The organism is Clostridium ragsdalei P11 (genome assembly GCF_001675165.1).
Classification (GTDB): domain Bacteria; phylum Bacillota; class Clostridia; order Clostridiales; family Clostridiaceae; genus Clostridium_B; species Clostridium_B ragsdalei.
Genome location: NZ_LROS01000079.1, coordinates 89,912 through 114,848, shown reverse-complemented (window position 1 = coordinate 114,848; position 24,937 = coordinate 89,912). Strand labels below are relative to the sequence as shown.

General features: G+C 31.2%; 17 protein-coding genes and 2 pseudogenes. 13 read left to right on the top strand and 6 right to left on the bottom strand.

Annotated features, from left to right (window positions below):
- Positions 1 to 85: 85 nt before the first annotated feature.
- The 4 genes from CLRAG_RS19905 (at position 86) to ggt (ending at position 7,253) form a co-directional block, all read left to right on the top strand.
- Positions 86 to 2,032 carry a M56 family metallopeptidase gene (locus tag CLRAG_RS19905; protein ID WP_065080006.1) on the top strand — a complete coding sequence of 649 codons (1,947 nt, stop codon included), beginning with the start codon at positions 86 to 88 and terminating at the stop codon, positions 2,030 to 2,032.
- Between the two features lie 110 nt (positions 2,033 to 2,142).
- Complete coding sequence (locus CLRAG_RS19900) at positions 2,143 to 3,450, top strand: VanW family protein (RefSeq protein ID WP_065080005.1); 1,308 nt, start codon at positions 2,143 to 2,145, stop codon at positions 3,448 to 3,450.
- A 263-nt stretch (positions 3,451 to 3,713) separates the two neighbouring features.
- A complete protein-coding gene (gene abc-f / locus CLRAG_RS19895) occupies positions 3,714 to 5,333 on the top strand; it encodes a ribosomal protection-like ABC-F family protein (RefSeq protein WP_065080004.1) in 1,620 nt (539 codons plus the stop codon).
- Between the two features lie 312 nt (positions 5,334 to 5,645).
- Positions 5,646 to 7,253: a gamma-glutamyltransferase gene (gene ggt / locus CLRAG_RS19890; RefSeq protein ID WP_065080003.1), complete on the top strand. Its 1,608-nt coding sequence runs from the start codon at positions 5,646 to 5,648 to the stop codon at positions 7,251 to 7,253.
- Between the two features lie 301 nt (positions 7,254 to 7,554).
- Here the strand turns inward: ggt and CLRAG_RS19885 are convergent, their stop codons facing one another.
- The gene (locus tag CLRAG_RS19885; protein ID WP_065080002.1) at positions 7,555 to 9,291 is read right to left on the bottom strand and encodes a DUF4153 domain-containing protein; all 1,737 of its coding nucleotides are present in this window, start codon (positions 9,289 to 9,291) and stop codon (positions 7,555 to 7,557) included.
- A 201-nt stretch (positions 9,292 to 9,492) separates the two neighbouring features.
- On the opposite strand from CLRAG_RS19885, the gene pepF reads away from it, so the two are divergent.
- The 4 genes from pepF to CLRAG_RS19865 all read left to right on the top strand — a co-directional run bounded on the left by pepF (position 9,493) and on the right by CLRAG_RS19865 (position 15,516).
- A complete protein-coding gene (gene pepF, locus CLRAG_RS19880) occupies positions 9,493 to 11,292 on the top strand; it encodes an oligoendopeptidase F (RefSeq protein WP_065080031.1) in 1,800 nt (599 codons plus the stop codon).
- Between the two features lie 263 nt (positions 11,293 to 11,555).
- Positions 11,556 to 11,867 carry a FeoA family protein gene (locus CLRAG_RS19875; protein WP_065080001.1) on the top strand — a complete coding sequence of 104 codons (312 nt, stop codon included), beginning with the start codon at positions 11,556 to 11,558 and terminating at the stop codon, positions 11,865 to 11,867.
- Positions 11,868 to 11,919: 52 nt separating this feature from the next.
- Positions 11,920 to 13,632 carry a FeoB small GTPase domain-containing protein gene (locus tag CLRAG_RS19870; RefSeq protein ID WP_065080000.1) on the top strand — a complete coding sequence of 571 codons (1,713 nt, stop codon included), beginning with the start codon at positions 11,920 to 11,922 and terminating at the stop codon, positions 13,630 to 13,632.
- 126 nt (positions 13,633 to 13,758) lie between these two features.
- Positions 13,759 to 15,516 carry a helicase-related protein gene (locus tag CLRAG_RS19865; RefSeq protein WP_065079999.1) on the top strand — a complete coding sequence of 586 codons (1,758 nt, stop codon included), beginning with the start codon at positions 13,759 to 13,761 and terminating at the stop codon, positions 15,514 to 15,516.
- Positions 15,517 to 15,861: 345 nt separating this feature from the next.
- Here CLRAG_RS19865 and CLRAG_RS19860 read toward each other — a convergent pair whose 3' ends face one another.
- Positions 15,862 to 16,470, bottom strand: coding sequence for a 3'-5' exonuclease (locus tag CLRAG_RS19860; RefSeq protein ID WP_065079998.1), 609 nt, complete (start codon positions 16,468 to 16,470; stop codon positions 15,862 to 15,864).
- Positions 16,471 to 16,647: 177 nt separating this feature from the next.
- Between CLRAG_RS19860 and CLRAG_RS21430 the strand changes: the two are divergent.
- The 3 genes and pseudogenes from CLRAG_RS21430 to CLRAG_RS19850 all read left to right on the top strand — a co-directional run.
- Positions 16,648 to 16,737: pseudogene (locus tag CLRAG_RS21430) on the top strand (IS607 family transposase); the annotation flags it as partial.
- Positions 16,715 to 17,671 (top strand): annotated as a pseudogene (locus CLRAG_RS19855) (RNA-guided endonuclease InsQ/TnpB family protein). The pseudogenes CLRAG_RS21430 and CLRAG_RS19855, both read left to right, overlap by 23 nt.
- A 160-nt stretch (positions 17,672 to 17,831) precedes the next feature.
- On the top strand, positions 17,832 to 18,677 hold the full coding sequence (locus CLRAG_RS19850; protein ID WP_065080030.1) for a YitT family protein: 846 nt from the start codon (positions 17,832 to 17,834) through the stop codon (positions 18,675 to 18,677).
- 246 nt (positions 18,678 to 18,923) lie between these two features.
- Here the strand turns inward: CLRAG_RS19850 and CLRAG_RS19845 are convergent, their stop codons facing one another.
- The 4 genes from CLRAG_RS19845 to CLRAG_RS19840 all read right to left on the bottom strand — a co-directional run bounded on the left by CLRAG_RS19845 (position 18,924) and on the right by CLRAG_RS19840 (position 21,950).
- The gene (locus CLRAG_RS19845; RefSeq protein WP_065079997.1) at positions 18,924 to 20,210 is read right to left on the bottom strand and encodes an O-acetylhomoserine aminocarboxypropyltransferase/cysteine synthase family protein; all 1,287 of its coding nucleotides are present in this window, start codon (positions 20,208 to 20,210) and stop codon (positions 18,924 to 18,926) included.
- Positions 20,211 to 20,683: 473 nt separating this feature from the next.
- The gene (locus CLRAG_RS20925; RefSeq protein WP_167351597.1) at positions 20,684 to 20,830 is read right to left on the bottom strand and encodes a hypothetical protein; all 147 of its coding nucleotides are present in this window, start codon (positions 20,828 to 20,830) and stop codon (positions 20,684 to 20,686) included.
- Positions 20,831 to 20,841: 11 nt separating this feature from the next.
- Positions 20,842 to 21,012 carry a hypothetical protein gene (locus CLRAG_RS20765; RefSeq protein ID WP_154105037.1) on the bottom strand — a complete coding sequence of 57 codons (171 nt, stop codon included), beginning with the start codon at positions 21,010 to 21,012 and terminating at the stop codon, positions 20,842 to 20,844.
- Positions 21,013 to 21,242: 230 nt separating this feature from the next.
- Positions 21,243 to 21,950 (bottom strand): 4Fe-4S double cluster binding domain-containing protein, encoded by a 708-nt coding sequence (locus CLRAG_RS19840; RefSeq protein WP_065079996.1) that lies wholly within the window; start codon positions 21,948 to 21,950, stop codon positions 21,243 to 21,245.
- Positions 21,951 to 22,154: 204 nt separating this feature from the next.
- Between CLRAG_RS19840 and CLRAG_RS19835 the strand changes: the two genes are divergently transcribed.
- Positions 22,155 to 23,540, top strand: coding sequence for a cytosine permease (locus CLRAG_RS19835; RefSeq protein WP_065079995.1), 1,386 nt, complete (start codon positions 22,155 to 22,157; stop codon positions 23,538 to 23,540).
- 19 nt (positions 23,541 to 23,559) lie between these two features.
- Positions 23,560 to 24,828 (top strand): cytosine deaminase, encoded by a 1,269-nt coding sequence (codA, locus tag CLRAG_RS19830; protein WP_065079994.1) that lies wholly within the window; start codon positions 23,560 to 23,562, stop codon positions 24,826 to 24,828.
- The last annotated feature ends 109 nt before the right edge of the window (positions 24,829 to 24,937 follow it).

Here is a 24,937-nt window from a genome sequence, read left to right as displayed (position 1 = left end):
CCTTGTCTGATAAAAAATATCCGTCGCATCTTTGACTTGTTAGTTTCTTCCAAATTCCTAAAAAGAAGTAGGGGGGACAGTTTTCATGCAGCTTTCTTATATATTTAAAATGGTTGTGTTATCGTCAGTTGTAGGTAGTATAGTTACAATTATAATTCTTGTTTTAAAAAATTTATTAAAAAATAAACTTAATGCCTCTTGGCAATATTTTATATGGTTTTTGCTTATCATTAGGTTGATTATACCTACTGAATTCGACACCCCGCTAAGTAAGTTTAATGTATTTGCAAATGCCACCCAGAGAATTCAGACATCTCAAAGTATAGTTAGAAATACTAACTATGAAGAAAATAATATTAAGAGTGACAGCCAAATTCCAGAATCTGATTTAGAAAAAAAGAGTGACTTCAAAGAAACAAAAGTTAAGGATTTTAATTACTATTTTAACGCAGCAAGTGTAGTATGGGCATTAGGTGTTATCCTAATTTTATCTATTATATTATCTATGAATGGAATATTCTTTTTAAAGGTAAGAAAGCAGTCTCATTGCGAAGATATGGATACAATTACAATTTTAAAAAAATCCAAAGCTATTATGAATATTTCTAGATCTATACCTATTATTTATGATAAATATGTAAAGACTCCTTCACTTTTTGGGGTTATTAATCCTAAGATTTTAATTGATTCGGATTTAGTGCAGAAACTTTCTCTTGAGGAAAAAAAGTGTATTTTTTTGCATGAACTTTCTCATTTTAAGAGAAAAGATATCTTTGTAAACTGGATAACATTGCTTTTGGAAATAATTAACTGGTTTAATCCTGTAATATGGTTTGCTTTTAGCAAGATGAGAGAAGATTCCGAATTAGCCTGTGATGCTCATGTGCTGTCCTATTTAGGGGAAGAAGAGCAAAACAAATACGGTGAAACTATTATAAAACTTGCTCGATTTGTTTCAGGTATTAAGTGGGTTCCTGGAACTAGTGGAATAATTAAAAGAGGGTCAAATATAAAGAGGAGGGTAATTATGATAAAAAATTTTAAGAAACATCCGTTTAAATGGATAGGAGTACCTGTTTCAATTTTAGCTGCTGTGTGCATGATTGGTATAACTAATATACCTGCCCAAGCTATGGGATTAAAAACTAATGATAAAGTATTAAAACCAAAAGAGAGTAAAATAAATTATCCCAATATAGCTAAGGAAGTTTCGACTGGAAGTTCACAAACTACGACTTCCAGTAATAAAAAAGAAACTAAAAGTGGATTATTAGAAACAGATCAAAATAAAACAAATTACGTAAGTATAGTAAAAAGTTTTTTACCTAAAAATGCACAAATTGTAACTTGGGGTAATACCAAAGAAGAGGATAATGTTTTTTTAAAGGACCTGGATGGGGATGGCACGAATGAAATTATTACTTCATATAAGTTAAATGAAGAAAATGAAAAAATAAATGTAATGGCCTTAAAAAAAGCAGGTGGAAATTGGACTAAGGTTTTGGATGAGCCTGGAGAAGGTTTTAAAATAGATTTTGTACAGACAGCAGATATAGATGGTGATGGAAAAGATGAAGTGCTTCTGGGCAGAAGAATTGGTGGAACTACAGGACAACTTTCCGTTTATAAATGGAATAATAATGCCTTAGGTAAAATATCAAATGAAGATATATATTATTCTAAACTAGACATAGTAGATATTCCAGGAAAAAGTATGAAGGCAATAGCTACATGGAACCATGATACTGGCAATGCCTATGTTGTTGATATATTAAAGTGGAATGGAAAAGATTTTAAATCAGCAGAAGAACTCTATCCTAATTACTTTAAGCAGTCAGTGGTTCCTTATTATGAGCAGAAAGTAAAGGAAATGCCAAAGGTAGGATTTTACTGGTATGATCTAGCAGATTCACAAATAAAAGCAGGAGATAAAGAATCAGCAATAAAATCCATAGAAGAAGGTTTGAATTTAAATACAGGTTATCCGTCCCAAGAAGAATTTAACAAGCTTAAAGAAAAAGCTTCTAAATAGATACTAAGTGAAAAGTTGATATATACTTGGGAATAAGAGGGTACATTTTCAAGTATATATTAACTTTTATTAAAAGTAAGTTTGAGCTTTAGGAGGATTCATAGTAGTAAATGGTAGAAAGTATAGACAGAGAAGAAAGATTAATAAAAAAACAAAAATTAAAAATTAATAAAAAGAAAGCAGTAAGGTCTCTTTGTATATTAGTTTTATTTATATATGCTTTACACGTAATATGGGTACATTTTTTAGTTAATAGATATAATAAACTCATATATCCAGGAGTTAAAGTTGAAGGTATAAAATTAAGCGGAAAAACACAAGAAGAAGCGGTAAGTACTTTAAGGAATAAGTACATAAATGAGATATTAAAGAAAAATATAGTGATTAAAATTGACAATAAGATGTATACAATAAATTATTCAAAGTTGAACATAAGTTATAACCTAGAAGATACAATAAAAAATGCTTTTGACTATGGTAAAAGTGGAGACATGTCTTACAAATACAAGATCATAAGCAGTGGCAAAGAAAAAAATTTTTCTCTAGAATACAGTTATGATAAAAAAGAAATTGAAAAAACTATATCAAAAATTCAAGGTGAATGTGATAAAAAACAAGTAAGTGCAAGTATAACTAAAGGTAAAAACGATAAATTCCAAATTACTAAAGAAGATGTAGGATATGAGGTTGATAAGGACAAGCTTCTTAGGGATATTGATAGGGAAATAGGAAATAGGGATATTAAGGATATTATAGTTGATGTTAAAATAGAAAAAGTTGAGCCTGCTATAAAGAAATCGGATTTGCAGAAAATAGATACGAAAATATCCAGTTTTGCTACGGATTTTTCTTCTTCTACAGCAAACAGAGCTAATAACATACAGGTAGCTTCTAAAGCATTGAATGGAACTGTTGTTATGCCAAATGAAACCTTTAGTTTTAACAAAATAGTAGGAGAGAGAACAGCAGAAAGAGGATATGAAGCCGCACATGTTATTGTAGGTGATAAAGTGGAATCTGGATTAGGAGGAGGAGTATGTCAGGTATCAAGTACTCTTCATAATGCTGTAGTAGAATCAGGTATAGTGCCTACAGAAAGAGATCACCATAATATGCCTGTGAGTTATGTAGGTATTGGAATGGATGCTACTGTGGATTATGGAAACATAGATTATAAATTTAAAAATACACTGGGGTATCCCATATATATAGAATGTACTACTGATGATAAGAAACTTACATTTAATATTTATTCCAATTCTAAGTTGACTAAAAAGACCTATAAACTTGTAAATAGTGTGAAAACAGTAAATAGATCTGGTAAGGCAGTTTGTGAGGCAAAAGCTTATAAAGTTACTTATGAATATGGAAAAGAAATTTCAAGAGATGAGATAAACAGTGATTGTTATGTGAAATGAGATAGGTTGATATATTATTCTAAATATAGTAATATATAAAATATATTATAGAAAGGTCAAGGTATGTAATTAATGAAGATTAACTAATTCAGCGTTTTTTAAAATCAATTGTGATTTATTTTTAAGGCTTTTTGTGCCTTTATTTTTGCTGGGTTAGTTTAAATGAAATAATAATTACTATAGATGTTTATGCTTTTTTGGCATAGCTATATACTTATGGATTCATTTATCTTTCCAGCGTTTGCAAAGGAGAGATTTTTTTTATGCTTATTTTAGAAGCTGTGAATTTGAAAAAATATTATGGAGATAGATTAATCATATCTACCAATGATTTAGAAATACGAAGAGGAGATAAAATTGGTATTGTAGGAGAAAACGGTGCAGGTAAAACTACACTTTTGAATATTTTATCAGGAGAGACAGATGCAGATACAGGTGTTATTAAAAGGTATTGTTCTGCAGCGTATATAAAACAATTTTCAGATGAAAATGTGAATACGCAAGGTAAGCTTTTTAAAGAATTTGGAGTCGATGATAAGTTTGATTGTCAGAAGGCAAGTGGAGGTGAACGTGCTAAACTTAGTATTGCAGCTGAGTTAAGTAAAAACAGTTCTTTGCTTCTGGCAGATGAACCTACGTCCAATTTAGATTATAAAAGTATTAAAATACTAAAGGAAAAGTTGAGTAAGATAGAAACTATTGTGCTGATAAGCCATGATAGAGATTTTATGGATACCCTATGTAATAAAATTATTGAAATAAGAAATGGCAAACTTTTCTTTTACGAAGGAAACTATTCTTTTTACAAAAAGCAAAAAGATTTGAGAATAAAAAGGCAGAAGACGGAATATGAAGAATATATAGAGGAGAAAATAAGGCTTGAAAAAGCAACAAGAGATGTAAACAGTAAATCAAAATCTATGAAAAAAACTCCAAAGAGAATGGGAAATTCTGAAGCAAGGCTTCACAAACGTGCAGTCAATGAAAAGAAGAAAAAATTAGATGGTGCAGTAAAGGGCATAAAGTCACGTATTGAAAAGCTGCAAGTTAAGGAAAAACCCGATAAAATTTTAAAAGTAAAAATTGATTTTTCTTTGACCAACCCTCCACAGAATAAAATTATTATATCTAGTTCTAATTTTTGTTTTAAATATAATAAAAATGAGATTTTTCATAATGCTAAATTTAAGGTTTATAATGGAATGAAGACAGCAGTTGTAGGAGATAATGGCTCTGGAAAAACTACACTATTAAATCTTATAAATATGCAGGATGAGCAAATTTATACTGTGCCAAAAGCGGTTATTGGATATTTTCATCAGAACTTTGAAGATCTTGATTTTGATAAAACTGTACTCCAAAATGTTATGGTTAGTAGCATTCAAAGTGAAAGCTGTGTTCGAACAATTTTAGCAAGATTATTGATTTTTGGTGATGCAGTGAATAAAAAGGTTGAAGTTTTAAGCGGTGGAGAGAAAATAAAGGTTTCTTTTGCAAAGCTTTTTGCATCAAAGGCTAATGTACTGCTTCTTGATGAACCTACAAACTATCTTGATATGCAGTCTATTGAGGCACTAGAAGATTTCCTAAAAGGTTATGAAGGAACTGTACTCTTTGTATCTCACGATAGAGCTTTTATAAATTCTGTAGCGAATAGAGTGTTTATACTTGAAAATGAAAAAATAACGGAATTTGAAGGAAATTTGGAACAATTTGAGAAAAATAAAAAGGTATCAAAAAATCAGGAAAATGTGTATATAGAAAAATCAATTTTACAGATGAAGCTTACTGAAATTGTTTCTAGAATGTCCTTAAAAGATTGTGATAAAGAAGCATTGGATAAAGAATATCAATGTATTGCGAAACAATTAAATAAGATGTAAGGCTGATGGGGAGGAAAACATATAAACAGAGTTCTTGGCATCAGATGGAGTTTTGACTCCACCTGATGCTTATTAACAGGATTCTTAGTGCTTAAGCACTTAGAATACGTTATCCTTTAGGGAAAATCGTTATCCAGAGACGTAGCTGCTCGCAACGTACGTTTGTAGAAGTGGGAGTATTAGAGCAGGTAGTCATCGGATAAAGGATAGAGGAATATATTGACATAAGTTTTACGTTGCTGTATCATGACTTTAATAATATATGTAATATGTTACTTTTATTTCATATTAGTATTATAGGGGGTGGATATTATGAATTTTAATGCCTTATACAATCCTTTTAGTTCAGCAAGAAGCACGGCCTATGGGAAAAGAGGAATGGTGGCTACATCTCAACCTTTCGCAGCAGAAGCTGGATTTGAGATTCTAAAAAAGGGGGGCAATGCAGTAGATGCTGCTATTGCAACAGCTGCCTGCTTGACTGTATGTGAGCCAACATCAAATGGAATTGGTGGTGATGCTTTTGCTACAGTATGGTTTAATGGTAAATTGCATGGATTAAATTCAAGTGGACCATCGCCAAAAGGAATTTCTATACCTATTTTGAAAAAAGCAGGATATAATCAAATACCACAGTTTGGATGGGAACCTGTTAATGTTCCAGGAATTCCTGCAGCATGGGCATCACTTTCAGAAAAATTTGGGAAATTGCCTTTTGAAAAGCTATTAGAACCTGCTATAAGGTATGCAGAGGAAGGTTTCCCTGTAACTCCAACAGTAGGAAAATTTTGGAGAAGAGCTTATGAGTTATACAAAAGAAATTTAACTAATGAAAAATTTAAATACTGGTTTGATACTTTTGCACCAGAGGGAAGGGCTCCAAGAATAGGGGAAATGTTTACTTTAAAGGATCATGCAAAAACATTAAAAATTATAGCTGAGACTAAAAGTGAAGCATTTTATAGAGGAGAACTGGCTGAAAAAATAGATGATTTTTCAAGGAAAACTGGTGGATATATAAGAAAAGAGGATCTAGAAAAATACCATGCTGAATGGGTAAAACCTATAAGTATTAATTACAGAGGTTATGATGTGTGTGAGATTCCTCCAAATGGACAGGGTATCACTGCACTCATAGCTCTTAATATATTAAAGGGGTTTGAATTCAATGAAAAAAATTCTGTAGATACTTATCACAAGCAAATGGAAGCAGTGAAATTGGCTTTTGAAGATACTTTAAGGTATGTAACAGATAGAAATAAAATGACAATTAAAATAGAGGACTTGCTGTCTGATGCTTATGCTGATGAAAAAAGGAAAAGAATAAAAGAAACTGCTTTTATGCCTGAATTTAGTAAAAACCCAAAAGGTGGAACGGTTTATCTTGCTACTGCTGATGGATATGGGAATATGGTGTCATACATACAGAGTAATTATATGGACTTTGGTTCAGGGCTAGTGGTACCTGGAACAGGTATTGCTCTGCATAACAGAGGAAAAAATTTTTCCTTTGATCCCAATCATGCCAATGCACTGGAACCTGAAAAAAAGCCATATCACACAATAATTCCTGGATTTTTAATGAAAAATGGCAAAGCTGTAGGACCTTTTGGAATTATGGGAGCCTTTATGCAGCCTCAAGCTCATGTACAGGTATTGATGAACTGTATTGATTTTAATTTAAATCCACAAGCAGCACTGGATGCTCCAAGATGGATGTGGAATGAGGGAAAAAATATTAGTATTGAGCATGCTTTTCCTCAGTATTTGGCAAAAGCTTTGTACGATAAAGGGCACAAAATAAGTTATGCCATTGATGAGACCGATTTTGGAAGAGGTCAGATAATCTGGAGAGATGAAAATGGAGTTTTATCAGGTGGAACTGATTGGAGAACTGATGGAACCATATATGCATGGTAAAATTAGATTAATTAGGACAAGATCTAAAAGCGTGAATATTGCTATAGGTGCAGCAGTTGCTATTACTGTTCCTGTTGTGATTGCAGTAGGTTATCTAAGAAAATAAATTTTACAGTTAACGATGTAAGTGAGAGAGTATTCTATACTAATCGGTATATAGGGGGATTTTTCATAGAATTAAATTGACTAAACTAAAAAACGAACAATTTTGAAGGACACCGTATTATTTAAAATTGACATGCTCTCCTTAAGTCAGGCAGATTAAAAAATTAAGAATCTGTTACTGGAAAGGGGAGCATTTTTATTTGATTTTAACAAGCATATAAAAATTGATTTCTTTGGCATTAACTCCTCTATTTGTATCATTTTTATTGCCAGATATATTTAAAAATATAAATTTAACTTTTACTTTTCCATTTTCTTCAGTTAGAGTCATTTCTTTAGGTGATAATGCATTTTCTTTTGAAAGCATACCATATTTATCAATGAGATCTTTTACAAAAGAATTCAAATTTTTAGTGTAAATTTGATTGCCTTTATAAATTACTTTTATAACAAATGTTTCATAGTTATAAGAAGCGCTTAAAGGTGAAATTGAAGTATTTGCACCATTTTCTAGGCTTTTCATATCAAAAAGATAATCATATCCAGCTATATCAATGGATTTTTCTGATTGATTTCTTATAAAATTAAAGTATCCCATATAGGAACCATAGCTTTGAGGTACAAAAGAAAATCCAAATACATTATTCATATCATCTAACTTAAAGCCTTTAGGAACATATTTAACATCTTGAAAACTGTGATTTTTATTAAAGTAATCAAGTATACTGCTAATTTCAGATTTATCTTCTTTAGAAATATCAGGAGAACTTTGTATCTTTCCGCTTTTGAGCATCTTATCTTTTATAAGTATATTTTCAAGTCTATTATTTTGGCTTGTTTTTGAAATAGAGTAACTACTTAAAGGTCCAAATACTGAGATTAAAGCTACTATGGAAAGAGTAAAAGGGATCAATATGTTTCTAATTTTTTTAATAAATGATAAATATATCATTATAAAAAATAACCAAATACCTAAGATAAGTGTAAAGTATCTTTTTTCTGTTACTCCATAAGCATTTATACGTATGCCTATGGAGACAAACATCATTATAATAAGAGGTAGAATTATTTTAGGAAAAATTTTAAAAAATTTATTTTGCCATATATTATGATTCCTTATAGGAGTAATAAAGAACAGCACTATTGTAACAATAACTGAATACCATAAAACCAAGTGGGAAACTAAGCCAACAGGCCATTGTTTTGTTATTATTATTTTACCAAAATATATATATAATATTATTGTGTATGCAGTTAAAAGAGGCATTACAATATATAAAAGCAGTATTCTTAAAAGTTTTGGATAAGATTTTACTGATATTTCTTCATGACTAATTGGTATTCCTGAAAGAAAGTATAACAGTGAAAATATAAAGACTACAAACAACCATACATAATAATAAATTTTTCCTAAGATTTTTATTCCAAGTAATTTATCTATTGTAAATAAAATGGCAGAAAGTCCCAAGTATAGTACAATTGAGTAGATTATAGTGATAAAAAATCCTGTAAATATAGTTATAACGTACATTTCAAATTGTTCTTTTTTTAGAAAATAGGGGATGAATAGAAAAGCTAAATATAATGTAGTGCTTATAGCAGCATATCTTGTAACAGAAACCATATCCATAGTTTTAAAAAATAAAAAGTAATAAGCAATTAAAAATAAAATTCCGCATAAGTAAGCTGAAGTGAGCTTAAATATGCTTTTTCCATTTGTTTTTTCAAAGAAAAGTTTTATGCAAAGTGAAATGGGGATTCCTAGTGCCAATGCCATAGCAACTCTAGTCAAGGTATTTTCTTTAGGATTGGCTTCAGATATTACTATAAGTGTTAAGAAAACAGAAGCTGAGAACATTATAGTTAAAGGAAATCTCTTGAGACTTAAATACAAGCCATTTAAAATAGATTTAATATATGTGGCAAATTTCATAATATCCTCTCCTATTATTTTGATAGTACATTTAATATAATTATTATTTTATCGTATAATTCATAATTTTATTCAACAGTATTGTAAAAGCAATAGTGTAGTAATATGAAGTAAAAATCTTTATAATTAAAGTAAAATGTAGGAAAACTAATTTTGAAGATTCCTAAATATTATTTTTATAGAAAAGGAGTAGAATTTTATATGGTACAGACAAAAAGAAGAGATGAAATATTAAAAGAAGATAAATGGAAGGTAGAGAAAATATATAAGGATATAGAAAGCTGGAAAAAGGATTTTGAAAAGTTAAAATCCATAGCACCAAAATTAAGTGAATACGCTGGTAAATTATTTGAAGGCGAGAAGCTTTTAGAATATTTTAAGCTGGATGAAGAAGTTTCAAGATTGGCAGGAAAACTAGTTATTTTTGCACACATGAAAAATGATGAAGATACAACTAATCCTACTTTTCAAGTTTTAAGAGATAAAATATATGCATATAGTGCTGAAATAAAAAGCATGGAAGCATTTTTTATTCCTGAAATATTGAGTTTGCCAGAAGGAACTATAGATAAATTTATGAAGGCTGTTCCCGAATTAAATATGTATAAGTTTTTACTAGAAAGAATTTTGAAAAAGAAACCTCATATTTTAAGTGTGGAGCAGGAGGAACTTATAGCTTCAGTATCAGATTGCTTAAATGCCCCAGAGAAAGTGTACAGTATGTTATCTAATGCAGATATGACTTTCCCCAAAATAAAGGATGAGAGGGGAAAAAGAGTTGAACTTACTGATGTAAATTATTCAGGTTTTATAAGGTCTAAAAAGAGATCTGTTAGAAAAGAAGCCTTTAAATCACTATTTAACACTTATAAAAAGTATAAAAATACTTTAGCCGCATCACTTACCTCAAATATTAAAAATTTTGTTTTTATATCAAAAACTAGAAAGTATAAAAGTTCAATGGAATGTTCATTAAAACCTAATGATATTCCATTAGATGTTTACAATAATACAGTTGATACTGTAAATAACAATTTAAAATCCCTGCACAGATATGTAAGCATTAAAAAGAAACTTTTAGGACTTCATGAAATGCATATGTACGATTTGTATGTACCACTAATAGACACTGTAGAAGAACATATAGAATTTGATGAAGCAGTAAAAATAGTAAAAGAAGGATTAAAACCTTTAGGAGAAGAGTATTTAGATATATTTGATGAAGGAATAAAGGATGGATGGGTAGATATATATCCAAACAAAGGCAAAAGAGGAGGAGCTTATTCCACAGGGGATTATGATACTATGCCTTATGTACTTTTAAATTATGACTATAAGCTTACAGATGTTTCTACTTTAGCACATGAAATGGGGCATTCCATACATTCCTATTATTCGAGAAAAAATCAACCTTATATATATTCAGATTATTCTCTTTTCTGTGCAGAAGTGGCTTCAACTACTAATGAAAGCTTATTAATACATTATTTAATTGATAACGAAAAGAATAAAAAAAGAAAGCTTTATCTCATAAATCAAGAATTAGAGCAAATTAGGACTACTGTATTCAGACAGGTTATGTTTGCCGAATTTGAAAAAGTAACTCATGAAAGTATAGAAAATGGAACACCACTTACAGGAGAAGATTTATGTAAGATTTGGAGAGAATTGAATGTAAAATATTTTGGACCGGATATGGTTGTAGATGAAGAAATAGATATGGAGTGGTCGAGAATTCCTCATTTTTATTGGGATTTTTATGTATATCAGTATGCTACAGGCTACGCAGCAGCACATTCTTTTGCTAATGCAATACTAGAAAATGGAGAAAAGGCTGTAGAAGCGTATAAGGGATTTTTGAAGAGTGGGTCCAGTGATTATCCAATAAATGTATTGAAAAAAGCAGGAGTGGATATGACTTCATCTAAGCCCTTAGAAGATACTATAAAGAGATTTGATGAAATATTAGATATGTTAGAAACTGTATTGAAAATAAAATGAACTCTCCATAATGAAAAAGAGTTTGCAGTAAATTTAGCTGTAAACTTTTTTTACTTTTGATATAGTACAATTTAAGAATAATTGTATTAAATAAAGCTATTGACTTTTTTATTGAAATTGATTATAATTATCAGTTAGAAGACAGTTAATATTATATATATGATATTAAAAATAAGAAAGTCTCTGTGAATTTATCATGATTGTCCTATCAAAATAAGTTTAGGTAGTTTTGGTTATAAAAAATTATTTAGGAGATGAATACTATGTTTGCAAATTTATCAATGAATAAGTTAAGAAAATCTAAAAATATGTCAGAATCAAAAAACAGATTGCCTGTACATAAATTTGGAGTAAATCTTACGGAAATTGAAGTTGGGAAATCTGCAAAAGTACGAGAACTTCAAGGAAATACTATCCTTATAAAAATGCTGAAATCTATGGGAATAATTCCTGATACAATTATTATAAAAAAGAGTGCAATACTAGCTGAAGGGCCAATTGTTATTGAAAAAGGTCCCATGCAATTTGCGGTAGGATATGAGATGGCTAGAAATATCATTGTTGATCCAATATAGCAAAAGAACGTTTAATTTTAAAGCTTTTGATATTTAAAATTAGGGGGAATATATGAAAAAAGTTATACTTGCAGGTAATCCGAATGTAGGGAAAAGTCTTATTTTCTCACGCATGACACGAATTAGAATAGCTACGGCCAATTATGCTGGAACCACAGTTGAAATGAAGGCCGGGAAATGTAGGTATAAAAGCAATGAATATGAAATTATTGACGGTCCAGGTATCTATTCGCTTGAAAAATTTTCAAAAACGGATGAAATAGCACTTCAATTGATTGATGAGGCAGACATTATAATAGACATTATTGATTCCACAAATCTTGAACGCAATCTCAATCTAACTCTTCAACTTCTTCAAAAGAAAAAACCTACTGTGGTTTGTTTGAATTTTTGGGACGACACAGTACACAAAGGCATTACAATTGATGTACAAGCGTTAGAAAAACTGCTTGGTGTTCCAGTAATACCAGTGAGTGCTCTTCGCTCTGAGGGAATTTCTAAACTTCTTGATTCCTTAGCCCATGCAAAAACATGCAATATAGAATTAAATGAAGCAGATCGCTGGAATTTAATTGGCAGCATTATTAAATCAGTACAGAAATTGTCACACCGGCACCATACGCTGCTTGAACGTATCAGTGATTTTACACTTCATCCAGTTGGCGGTATCATAACAGCAATTTTCGTACTTGTATTCACACTTATTATTGTTCGATTTTTGGGAGAAGGTTTGATAAATAGAGTATTTGAGCCATTTTATTCACATCTGTATAATCCTCTATTGCAATCTATGGTAAAGCATATTCCAATTTTGGGTTTAAGGGAGATCCTTGTTGGAAATACAGCTTATTCAGATCCATTGCAGTCTTTTGGTATACTCACAAGTGGAGTCTATATTGCACTTGTATCTGTATTTCCATACTTTTTTTCGTTCTATCTTGTTTTTGGCTTTTTAGAGGATTTTGGGTATCTACCAAGACTTTCAGTTGTTTTTGATAAATTTTTTCATCATCTTGGGCTGCATGGTTATTCTTCAATTCCAGTTATGTTGGGTCTTGGCTGTAAGGTACCTGCATTTATGGCAACGAGGAGTCTGACAAATAGACGTGAAAAAATTCTAACCATTACACTAATTTTTATGAGTGCGCCGTGTCTTTCTCAAAGTGCCATGATTGTATCACTTGGTATGAATTACGGAGTTTTAACTGTAATTACGATTTATGCCATTTTAATCTTTCTTGCAATAAGCATGAATGTACTTATGAACAAATTTTATAAAAATGAGGATTCAATAGAATTTTTTACTGAATTTCCGGCATGTAGGATTCCATCAATAAAGCTAATGGCTGGAAAGTTGTGGATTCGTATTGCCGAATATTTTGCTGAAGTTCTTCCAATGATTGCAGTGGGTGTTCTGGTAATGAATGTGCTAAGTGTGCTTCATGTACTGAGTTTTATTATAGAAATTGTAAAATGGCCAACAAAAATTTTATTTGGACTGCCTGCGGAAATTGCTCCAATTATGCTTCTAAATTTTCTACGCAAAGATGCCTCTGTTGCACTTCTTGTTCCACTCAACCTTACTGCCCCGCAGTTTATTTGTGCCTGCATTTTTTTGACGCTTTCAACACCATGTTTAGCATCATTCTTTACAATGGTTAAAGAACTTAGCACAAAAACCACTTTAAAAATGGTGGGACTTATTCTTATGATTTCAATTATAACAACCACATCATTACATCTTTTATTTACATTAATTTTATAAAGATTTGGTGATAGTCGCTTTTGCTGTGTGCAAGGGCGTATTAGAGCAGGTAGTCATCGGATAAACTCAATAAGATAGGAGAATATAATATTTGAATAATTAAATAGACTAGGCGGAGGAAAACATATGAAGAAGAATTCATCACAAAAAGAATTTAAAAAATTAAAAAGTCAAATTAATCACATTGAAGAGATCGTATATTATTCAAAACCAGGAGCACTTATAGAACATGAAAGTTCCATAAGAAAAAAGCTAGTTAAACTTAAAGAGATGAAAAATGAAGGATTAAAGGACTTTGAATATGTATATGAAAGCTATGAAGAATTACTGGAAAATGTATCAAAGAGAATACTTGATAGTTACAATAAGAAGAATAATACACACTTTGATTTTTATGAAATTATAAAAGAAAATTACAATGCTTTTTTGAATTCAGGCATAATGACAGTACTTACTAAAAATCATATACCTAAATTAATTGCTGAAGAGTTTGAAAAGACATTTCCTGATAATCCCAAGGATGAATATATTGAGACTAGGCACATGAAGAGAAAATTCTATATTCATCTAGGGGATACGAATACAGGTAAAACTTATAATGCTGTAGAACGCCTCAAAACGGCAAAAAAAGGAGTATATTTATCACCACTTAGAATTCTTGCTTTGGAGAACTTTGAGAAATTAAATAAAGAAGGCATAAATTGTGACTTATTAACTGGTGAAGAAGAAGTATTAAAGATAGGCTCAACTCATACCTCTTGTACAATAGAAAAGCTTAATTTAAAGGAACACTATGATATAGCTGTTATTGATGAAATTCAAATGATTAATGATAAACAAAGGGGAATGGCATGGAGCAGAGCCTTATTAGGGCTAAAATGTGATGAAATTCATATATGTGGAGCTCTTAATGCTAAAGACATATTAGAAACAATTATAAGTGATTGTGAAGATGAGTATGAGATAAAAGAATATAAAAGAATTATTCCTCTAGAAGTTGAAAATAAGAAATTTAATTATGATGACATCAAGGAAGGTGACGCTGTTGTAGTTTTTTCTAAAAAAAGAGTGCTGGAGATAGCACAGAAATATTCAAGTAAAGGTATTAAAGCCAGTATAATATATGGAGATTTGCCTCCAGAAGTTAGAAAAATGCAGTATGAGCAATTTACAAATAAGGAGACAAAGGTGCTAGTTACCACTGATGCAATAGGGATGGGAGTTAATTTGCCTATTAGAAGAATTATTTTTATCAATATAAAAAAGTTTGATGGCGAAGAAGTACGGGAACTTACATCACAAGAAGTAAAACAGGTAAGTGGACGTGCAGGACGAATAGGTATTTATGATATAGGTTATGTAGCTAGTGCTGGAGATACTCAAGATTTTATTAAATCCAAATTAGAAGCTGAAGATGAAAAAATAGAAAGAGCAGTTATTGGACCATCAGATGCAATATTAAAAATCAAGAGTTTATCTTTAAATGAAAAATTAGCTTTGTGGGGGACTAGAGAAGAAAAATTAGATTATTATACAAAGATGGATATCAGCGAATATATATTGATTTTAGATAAAATAAAGACATATAAGCTAAAAGAAGAAGATCAGTGGGATTTATTGAAGGTTCCCTTTGATGTTTCAAGAGAAGATTTAATGAATGAGTTTTTGGAATACGTAGACGAATTATTTGTCAATAAACAAGATAGTTTATTTAAACCACAATGTTTTATGGGTAATTTAGATGACTTGGAAATATATTATCAAAAGATAAATATGTATTACTCATTTTCTAAAATATTTAATTTAGAATTTGACGTTGACTGGGTTTACAGTGAAAGAATAAAAGTAAGTGAAGAAATAAATGAAATATTAGTTAGAATATAAATTTTCAAGAGGACAATTGACAATTGACAGAGGACAGTGAAGGATGATTTTTCTCCGCTATGCTGCGAAAAATCTTCAATTTAAAAGAAATTTATGTTCTTTTGTTTTTCATGGGTACTCTTTTAGTAAGTAATTATCTGAAAATCATAGATTTTAGATACCTACTTAAGTGATGTTTTGCTTTAGCAAAACATTACTTAAAAATAAATTAGTTTTCTGACGTAAGGAGGAAAACTCACCTTCATTGTCATCTGTCCTCTGTCAATTGTCCTCTAAAAAGTTGCGCCGCATTATTTTTATATTAAAAAAGTTTTATATGTGCGAAAGTTGAGTTAGAATATAATTTTATTGTATTATGTGAGAAAAATATCTTTTAGGGATATATCCCTTTTTAATTCCCTCTGTTACCACCAAGTAGGTGGCTGTAGTATCAAATCTGGCATCATGAAAATTTCCAGTACCGCTAAAGTATTTTTTACTTACAGCGTTTATGTATGGATCTTCTATATTAAGAAATCGTACAACCTCTTCAAGTCTAGGAGCCTTGCATTTATTATATCTGTTTTTAAGGTTACATATATTTTTATAGTAATTCATAGTGCAAAAGGTATGTTTGATGTTTAATATTTCATTGCAATTTTTAAATTCAGAAGATAAAAATTTAATATCAAAGTTTACATTATGGCCTATTAGAATATCTGCATTTTGAAATTCATTTAAAAATTCATCTAAATGATCTTTAAAGTTCATACCGCTGCTTAGCTTGTACAAGGTTTCCACAGAAAAACCGTGTACTTTTTCTGCACTAGGCTCTATATAATCCACAGTAAAGAAAATATTTTTACCTATGGTTTTGGTTGGCTTTGCACTGGTGTCAACAAGAATGTAGCTTAGTTGGCATATGTTTCCGGGCTTTAAACCAGTTGTTTCTGTGTCAAAAAATATCATGTTCATTCAAAGACGTCCTCCTAAATTTAAGCTATATCCATTATAACATTATGGAGAGTTATATTTGCGCAATTAATAAAATTAATGGTAAAATTATTATAGGGCAAAAGAAGATATATTAAAACCACATCATGTTACTCCCATAGGGTATAGATATTATTTACAAGAGCAACTTAATTATTTTTTAGATATAAAAGGCAAGGTAAAAGGGCAAATAAAGCTAAGAAGATGATTAAGGAGTTGTTAGAAAATGATACTAGGGAAGAAGGTTAGAATATTTCCAACTAAAGAGCAAGAACAAAAGTTATGGAAATCGGTTGGTACTGCAAGATTTATTTATAATTGGACACTTGCAAGGCAAGAAGTTAGCTGAAAGACCACGGTTTAAGAGTAGAAAAAAATCTAAGCCATCTTTTTATAATGATACTTCAAAGCTAAAAGTTAAAGAAAATTCGGTACTAATTGAAAAAGCAGGTTGGATAACCATTAAGAAAAATACAATACCTATGAACTGTAAATATACAAATCCTAGAATAAGTTTTGACGGAAAGTATTGGTTTATATCAGTATGCATAGAAAAAGAAAATCCAATAGTAGAATTAACAAGTGAAAGTATTGGTATTGATGTTGGGATAAAGGATTTAGCTGTATGCTCTAACGGAATGACTTTTAAAAATATTAATAAGACAAGAGTTGTAAAGCAACTTGAAAAAGGCTACGTAGATTACAACGTAGGGTATCTCGCAAATACCTAAAAAATAAAGAAGGGAGTAAGTTTGTCAAAACAGGTAATATTATAAAAATCGAAAAGCAGGTTAAATTACTTCATAGAAAATTAGCAAATATAAGAAGCAATTATAATTACCAAGCAACGAATAAGATAGCGAAAACCAAGCCATCAAGAGTTGTTATGGAAACACTTAATATTAAAGGCATGATGAAGAATAAGTATTTATCAAAAGCAATAGCAAAACAATGTTTATATGAGTTAAAAAAACAAATGCAATATAAATGTGAGTTCAATGGAATTGAGTTTATTGAAGCTGATAAATGGTATCCATCATCAAAGACTTGTAGTAAGTGTGGACATATAAAACCAAAACTTTCACTATCTGAAAGGACATATATCTGTGAGAAATGTGGTTGTGTTATAGATAGAGATTATAATGCAAGTATCAATCTATCAAGATATGGATTAGTAGGCTAATCACTTAAAGATATTACTAATATGTACCATGTGTTGTATGGAAATTTAAGCCCTCGGACTATTATATCAAACCAAAGTAGCTTTATAGCAAAATGGGATAGGTTGAACAGGGAATTAAACAAGCTTTATAGAGTCCTATAATGTTTTGGCAACGGGTACTATGAAAAAGAAACATAATAGAAGAGTTTCTATTGCAATAAGAATATTGTTAATGTTAGTGGGAGCGTGCTTGGATGCAGTAGGATTGAAGTTCTTTTTGATACCAAATGATGTTATTGATGGAGGAATAAGTGGTATATCCATTATGGTAAGTCACTTTACATCAGTACCTCTTGGAGTATTTATACTATTATTTAATATTCCTTTTATCATTATAGGATACAAAAATATTGGCAAGGATTTTACAATTGCCACATTTTTTTCAGTAATTTCACTTTCAGTTATGACATCAGTATTTAATCCTAAAATAGGGGTAACAAATGACCCACTTCTTGCAGCTATATTTGGTGGTATAATACTTGGAATAGGTGTAGGACTTATGATAAGAAGCGGAGGGTCGTCGGATGGAACAGAAATTGTAGCTATATTTTTAGATAAAAAAAGTGGCTTTTCTGTTGGTGAAATAGTAATGTGTTTTAATGTATTCATACTTGGAAGTGCAGGTTTTGCATTTGGATGGGACAGGGCAATGTACTCATTAGTGGCTTATTTTATAGCATCTAAAGCTATAGATGTAACTTCTCAGGGAATTGATGAGTCAAGGTCAGTTATGATAATTTCAGACGAACATGAAGAAATAACAGATAGGATTTTAAAAGAATCAGGACGTGGAATAACTCTTATAAAAGGAGAAGGAGGATATTCAAATCTCCCTACTAATGTAATTTTTGTAATAGTGTCACGACTTGAGATATCACGCTTGAAGTCAATAGTAAATGACATAGATGATGATGCCCTTATAGTAATGCAAAGTGTGGAGGTTTCAGGCAAAAATTTTCAAAAATAAGTGCTAATTTATTTTAAATATGTAGTCTCACATAGTTAAAACAAATTTATCCGATTGCTACCATGGCTAACCCCATCTTCTATCAAAGTGGGGGATAAGCACTGCTATGCACCTGGATAAGTTCTTCTAAGGCTTAGCTGGAGAAAGTCATCCTTATAAGAAAACTCCACCTGAACCTAAGAATCACTTAATAAATGTTAAAGGGATTGGCTAATACATTTAACCGATCCCTTTTTGCGATTAAAATTATTTAATACAATTTAGTGCTTGTGAAATATCAGAAATTAAATCTTCCTTGTCTTCAATGCCGCAGCTTATACGGATTAACTCTGCTGGGACACCTGCCTCCTTTAATTGTTCGTCATTCATCTGACGGTGTGTACTTGTTGCAGGATTTAGACAGCAGGTACGAGCATCTGCCACATGGGTTTCAATGGCTGCAAGCTTAAGATTTTTCATAAATATTCCTGCTGCTTCACGTCCGCCTCTTAAACCAAAGGAAACAACACCACAGGAACCATTTGGTAGATATTTTTTTGCAACTTCATAGTATTTATCACCTGGCAGGCCGCAGTAGTTAACATAGGCAACCTTTGGGTGACTTTGAAGAAATTCTGCAACAGCTTGACCATTTTCACAATGACGCGGCATGCGAACATGAAGGCTTTCCAGTCCTAGATTTAAGATGTATGCATTTTGTGGTGATTGAATAGAACCAAAGTCACGCATTAATTGGGAAGTACATTTAGTAATGAAAGCTCCTTCCTTGCCAAATTTCTTGGCATAGGTAATACCATGGTAACTGTCATCCGGTGTGCAAAGTCCTGGAAATTTATCAGCATGAGCCATCCAATCAAAATTTCCAGAGTCTACAATAGCTCCACCTAAGGCTGCACCATGACCATCCATGTATTTTGTAGTGGAATGGGTAACAATGTCTGCACCCCATTCAAAAGGACGACAATTAATAGGTGTTGCAAAAGTATTATCTACAATAAGTGGAACACCATGTGCATGAGCAGCATTTGCAAATTTTTCGATGTCTAGTACGGTAAGAGCAGGATTAGCAATTGTTTCACCAAAAACTGCCTTTGTATTATGTTGAAAAGCGACATTTAGTTCTTCTTCTGTACAATCAGGAGAAACAAATGTGGCAGTAATACCCATTTTGGCCATAGTTGTGGAAATCAGATTAAAGGTACCTCCATAGATGCTGGAAGAAGCAACAATATGGTCTCCGCAAGTACAAATATTAAACAAAGCAAAGAAATTGGCAGCTTGACCTGAGGAAGTTAGCATTGCAGCAGTACCGCCTTCCATATCTGCAATTTTAGCAGCTACATGGTCATTTGTTGGATTTTGAAGCCTGCTATAAAAATAGCCAGTGGCTTCCAGGTCAAACAACTTTCCCATATCTTCACTGGTATCATATTTAAAAGTTGTACTTTGTATAATAGGAACCTGACGGGGTTCTCCGTTGCCTGGCCTGTAGCCTGCTTGTACACATTTTGTATTCATTTTATAATTAGTCATTTTATTACATCCTTTCTTGAAGATAATAATATAAATATTATAATTTTAATATTCTATCACTTCAAGTGAAAATTAGTATAAAAACTTTTAATAAGTCTAAAGTTTGGTATTTTGAAAGAAATAACTAGTCAGTATGCTAGCCTATTTTTTATCATACTGCGTCGGTAGAACCCTTAGATAGGATTCACTATCTGCGGAACCTGCCTCATTGTCTGATAAACAAAGTTCTTGGCACCTGATTCTTAGAAATTGTTATCCAGGGACATAGCCGCTCTTTACTCACACTTGGGAAAGTGTGAGTATTAGAGCGGGTTAGTCATCGAATAAAGAATATTCGTCGCATCTTTGACTTGTTATTTTCTTTCAAATGCCTTATTTAAAAAAGTTTTTAAATGTGATTTCAATTTTGTCATTATATTTCATGTGTAAGTTCAAATTTTAATTAGAATTACTATAGTCGGTATAAGTTAATGTTATTTGTACTCTGTATGGGTAGAAGGTTCATCTTTTCCATAAGGGCTCTTTTCAATGGCTTTATTTTTTACATTTTTAGTATAATTTTTAGATGTAGGAGATTGTGTATTACTGTAATTTTTACTAGAAGAATTTTTCTTACTCATAATATCACCACCTATTTGTTATGAGACAACTTTGATCTTTTTGTATATTTTTTACCATTTGAATGAGAACCTATCTTTTTACCGTGTTCAATACCTATTTCAGATCCTGCTTCAGAGTACATTTTTCTCATTTCAGCATTAGACTTAGGTTTATCTTTCATTCTATTCTTATTGTTATCCATATAAAGTTCCTCCTATAAAATTAATAAGTTTGAAGTATATGGAAAGTAAAAAATCTTTAAAAAGTAAAAACTATAAAGGTTATTACTTTCTTTATAGTCTTTACTTAAGACAAGTATTTTATTACTATCAAAATTTTAATCAAAGATTTTTTGTAGTGTAACGGAAAAAAATCCATATTAACTATTAATTCTTAACTATTAATTAAAACTTTATATGTGCGAAAGTTGAGTTATTTATCACTTTGTCTGCCATAAGGGCATATATACACACACATGCCGCAGACAGGTACTTGTTTATTATGCTCCATTTCATTAAAATGGCTGTCGCATTTTTTTACATCAAATCTTTTTTCACGATCTTCACCTTCTACATAATTTTTACCATATAATGCTTTCTGCGGACATATTTTCACACAGGCCATACATTCACCGCATTTTTGTTCCATTTCTTTACCTGTAGGGTTTAATGGTAAATCAGTTAATATACTTACCCATCTTACTCTCGGTCCATGTTTTGGAGTAATCAGTAAGCAGCTTTTGCCTATCCAGCCAAGCCCTGCTAGTCTTGCTGCAAGTTTATGTGAAAAGGCTGCATTTATATAATCATTATTTACTCTTTCTGCTGCAGATATAGGCAAAGCTCTATAACCCTTTCTTATTATATAAGAACTTATTATAGAGGCTATATTATCTAACCTAGCATTTATAGTTTTATAACAATTTTCATATTCCAATTTAGCAATATTGTTGGAGTCATCGTTTAAATGATCTACAATACTAGATGGAAACACAATACCTAATGAAATAGCTCTTGGATAACCTTTTACAAGAGATCCCCCATATTTTACAAGTTCATTTTCATATTTACTTATATCTGCAACTCCATAATAATCTATCATAAAGTTATTCAATATTTTTTGTATATTATATTCCAACATAAGTATGTCCTCCTTTATAATATGGTATTTTTAGCCTTTTATTTATCTTCTAATAGTATCATAATTTTTATGGTAGAATGTAAAATTCATAAAATTAAATTTATAATTGCAAAACTATTTTGCTAAATTATCAAAAAATATATGCATTTTTTAGAAAAGCGTGGTATAATATGAAGAAAAAATTATTAATTTAGGAGGTAATTGATGGATAACAAGGAAACAAATGAAAAAGTACATAAGGAATATGCTGCCCTTGAAACTGTACCACAGAGTGAAAGAACAATAAGTTTTTTGGACATGCTCACAACCTGGATTGGTGCCAATGCAAACAACGGAACCTGGTATGTTGGAGGAGTTGTAGCAGGGGCTACTTTTGGTGGAGCTGTGCTGGTAACTTTAGTTTCAAATCCAATTGCCTATATAATAATGGCTTTAATAGGCTTTATAGGCTACAAAGTTGGAACATCTACTATGGCGCTCACAAGACCATCTTTTGGTGTTAGAGGAAGCTTTCTACCATCTGTTCTCAACATAACTCAATTTATAGGATGGACGGCTGTAAATACTTTTATAGCTGCAATTTCTATAAGCTTTATATTAAAAGATATATTTGGGCTTCCTGCTTATGGTTCAAACGGAAGTGAAAAGACGATGCTTATAGGAATTGCTGTAATGAGCATACTTCATCTTATATCCATTGCTACAGGACATAAGTCTGTAAAAATGGTAGAAAAAATAGGAGTTATATTTATATTAATTTTAGGAGTATGGGAAACAGCAGTTGTTTTAAAACAGGTTCCTTTAAGTAAAATTATAGCTTGGAGACCTCCTTCTGGAAAAGTTATGGACATTGGTTCTGCTTTTGATGCTATGGCTGCTTTTAGTTTAGGATGGGTTCCTGCTATTGCAGATTTTACAAGATATAGTAAGAGTAAAAAAGCATCTACAGTAGCTCCTATAATTGGGGCAAATGTTGGATTATTTTGGTTTGCCTTTGTGGGCATAATTGGAGCAATTGGTACAGCAGTTACAACAGGAGTATATGATCCTAACAATTCTGATCCAAGCACTATAGTAAGCAAGCTTGGCCTTGGAGTTATAGCACTTTTAGTTATTATATTGACGAGTACTACAGCAAATGCAATAAATCTTATGGGAGCAGGAATTTCTGTTACAAATTTAAATAAAAAAATAAAATCCCAAACAGCTCTTTTTGCAGTTACAATACTTGCAGCTCTGTTAACTATTGTTCCAATTTATGCTTCTAGTTTTTTGGACTCCTTTGAAATGTTCCTTGATTATATAGGCATGGTATTTGGACCTATTTTTGGAATTATGATAACAGATTACTATTTGGTTAGAAAAAAACAGTATGCTGCAGAACAATTTGATGATGAAAAAGGTAAGTATTGGTATAAATCTGGATTTAACCTTGTTACTATTAGTGTATGGATAATTTCTGTCATTATATTTTTATTTATGAAGAATTTACCTATGTTTACCAAAACCATAGGAGCCATTTATCCTATAATTATAATTTCGGCAATTTTGTATTTTATAAGTAGTAAAATATTTTTAAAGAACAAATAATATAGGAAGGAAGCGCAACATGTTAATAAAAAATGTAAGACTTAGAAATAAAGATGGAATATATGATATTTTAATTGAAGATGGAGTTATAAAGGAGATTTCTAAAAATATAGCAAAAGAAGATAAAAACATAATTGAGGGGAATGGAAATTTAGCACTTCCACCTTTTGTTGAACCCCATGTTCACCTTGATACGACTCTCACTGCAGGAGAGCCAAAATGGAATATAAGTGGAACTCTTTTTGAAGGTATAGAAACCTGGGCACTTAGAAAAAAAATGCTTACAGAAGAAGATGTTATAAAAAGGGCTATAACTGCACTTAAATGGCAGATAGCAAATGGAATACAATATGTAAGAACGCATGTAGATGTTACAGATCCAGATCTTACAGCATTAAAAGCTTTAATTAAAGTAAGAGAAGCAATGAAAGAATTTGTAGATATACAGATAGTTGCTTTCCCACAGGAGGGTATAAATTCTTTTCCCTGCGGATTAAAACTTTTGGAGGAAGCATTGAAGCTTGGTGCAGATGTAGTAGGGGCTATTCCACATTTTGAATTTACAAGGGAATATGGAGTTGATTCTGTAAAAAAGGCAATAGAACTTGCAGTAAAGTATGATAAACTGGTTGATGTCCATTGTGATGAAATTGATGATGAGCAGTCTAGATTTGTGGAAGTAGTTGCAGCAGAGGCATATAAGTACGGAATAGGAGAAAAGGTTACGGCAAGTCATACTACTGCTATGCATTCTTATAATAATGCATATGCCTATAAACTCTTTAGGCTTTTAAAGATGTCAAATATAAACTTCATATCTAATCCTATAGTAAACACCCATCTTCAGGGAAGGTTTGATACTTATCCTAAGAGAAGGGGCATTACAAGAGTTAAAGAGATGATAGATGCAGACATTAATGTATGTTTTGGACACGACGACATATGTGATCCATGGTATCCAATGGGAACAGGTAATATGCTTCAGGTACTTCAAATGGGTATACACGTATGTCAGCTCATGGGCTATGATCAGATTGTAAATTCTATTGATCTCATAACAAAAAATAGTGCAAAGACAATGCATATTGAAGATGATTATGGAATAAAGAAAGGAAATACTGCTAATCTCATTATATTAAATGGAAAAGATGAATATGATGTTATAAGAAAACAATCAGAGGTGCTGTATTCCATAAGAAAGGGAAAAATACTCTCAAAAACTGAACCTAAAAAGACAGATATTTATATGGATGGGGAAGAGAGAATTACCTTTGATATAAATAAATAGTATTAGTTTTTTATGAGAGATATAGTATTTCAGAAATAAAAATAAACTCATACTCCGGATATTTTTACAACTAAAAGCTCGTTAAATATTTTGATAAGTCTAAGCAGAA

What these genes read in the sequence shown, in the direction of transcription:
- CLRAG_RS19905 (WP_065080006.1), top strand. Translation starts at nt 86, where the DNA reads ATGCAGCTTTCTTATATATTTAAAATGGTTGTGTTATCGTCAGTTGTA.
- CLRAG_RS19900 (WP_065080005.1), top strand. Translation starts at nt 2,143, where the DNA reads ATGGTAGAAAGTATAGACAGAGAAGAAAGATTAATAAAAAAACAAAAA.
- abc-f (WP_065080004.1), top strand. Translation starts at nt 3,714, where the DNA reads ATGCTTATTTTAGAAGCTGTGAATTTGAAAAAATATTATGGAGATAGA.
- ggt (WP_065080003.1), top strand. Translation starts at nt 5,646, where the DNA reads ATGAATTTTAATGCCTTATACAATCCTTTTAGTTCAGCAAGAAGCACG.
- CLRAG_RS19885 (WP_065080002.1), bottom strand. Translation starts at nt 9,291, where the DNA reads ATGAAATTTGCCACATATATTAAATCTATTTTAAATGGCTTGTATTTA.
- pepF (WP_065080031.1), top strand. Translation starts at nt 9,493, where the DNA reads ATGGTACAGACAAAAAGAAGAGATGAAATATTAAAAGAAGATAAATGG.
- CLRAG_RS19875 (WP_065080001.1), top strand. Translation starts at nt 11,556, where the DNA reads ATGTTTGCAAATTTATCAATGAATAAGTTAAGAAAATCTAAAAATATG.
- CLRAG_RS19870 (WP_065080000.1), top strand. Translation starts at nt 11,920, where the DNA reads ATGAAAAAAGTTATACTTGCAGGTAATCCGAATGTAGGGAAAAGTCTT.
- CLRAG_RS19865 (WP_065079999.1), top strand. Translation starts at nt 13,759, where the DNA reads ATGAAGAAGAATTCATCACAAAAAGAATTTAAAAAATTAAAAAGTCAA.
- CLRAG_RS19860 (WP_065079998.1), bottom strand. Translation starts at nt 16,470, where the DNA reads ATGAACATGATATTTTTTGACACAGAAACAACTGGTTTAAAGCCCGGA.
- CLRAG_RS19850 (WP_065080030.1), top strand. Translation starts at nt 17,832, where the DNA reads ATGAAAAAGAAACATAATAGAAGAGTTTCTATTGCAATAAGAATATTG.
- CLRAG_RS19845 (WP_065079997.1), bottom strand. Translation starts at nt 20,210, where the DNA reads ATGACTAATTATAAAATGAATACAAAATGTGTACAAGCAGGCTACAGG.
- CLRAG_RS20925 (WP_167351597.1), bottom strand. Translation starts at nt 20,830, where the DNA reads ATGAGTAAGAAAAATTCTTCTAGTAAAAATTACAGTAATACACAATCT.
- CLRAG_RS20765 (WP_154105037.1), bottom strand. Translation starts at nt 21,012, where the DNA reads ATGGATAACAATAAGAATAGAATGAAAGATAAACCTAAGTCTAATGCT.
- CLRAG_RS19840 (WP_065079996.1), bottom strand. Translation starts at nt 21,950, where the DNA reads ATGTTGGAATATAATATACAAAAAATATTGAATAACTTTATGATAGAT.
- CLRAG_RS19835 (WP_065079995.1), top strand. Translation starts at nt 22,155, where the DNA reads ATGGATAACAAGGAAACAAATGAAAAAGTACATAAGGAATATGCTGCC.
- codA (WP_065079994.1), top strand. Translation starts at nt 23,560, where the DNA reads ATGTTAATAAAAAATGTAAGACTTAGAAATAAAGATGGAATATATGAT.